Source organism: Xanthomonas sp. SHU 199 (assembly GCF_000364665.1).
Taxonomy (GTDB): Bacteria; Pseudomonadota; Gammaproteobacteria; order Xanthomonadales; family Xanthomonadaceae; genus Xanthomonas_A; species Xanthomonas_A sontii.
Genome location: NZ_AQOI01000752.1, coordinates 1 through 394 on the forward strand (window position 1 = coordinate 1; position 394 = coordinate 394).

At 76.9% G+C, this 394-nt stretch carries 1 protein-coding gene; it reads left to right on the forward strand.

The window, feature by feature from the left end:
- Positions 1-394 (forward strand): DNA-processing protein DprA (locus D183_RS0120930; protein WP_017910719.1); only part of this gene is annotated, 394 nt, incomplete at both ends.

Consider the following 394-nt stretch of genomic DNA (forward strand, 5'->3'; position numbering starts at 1 on the left):
GGTCCCGCCGGCTGGCAGGCCGCCGGCCTGGATGCGGCGCAGATCGCCGCGCTGCAGCGGCCCGACCGCGCCGCGCTGGACACCGCCGAGCACTGGCTGGCGCAACCAGGTCGGCACCTGCTGGGCTGCCACGATGCCGACTACCCGGCCCTGTTGCGGCGCACGCCCAATCCGCCACTGGCGCTGTACGTGGACGGCGATTCCACGGTGCTGTGGCACCCGGCCGTGGCCGTGGTCGGCAGCCGCGCCCCCAGCGCCGGCGGCCGCGACAACGCCTACGGCTTCGCACTGGCCCTGGCCACGGCCGGCTTTGCGGTGACCAGCGGCATGGCCAGCGGCGTGGATGCCGCCGCGCACCGGGCCGCACTGTCGCGCGCGGACGGGCTGACCGTGG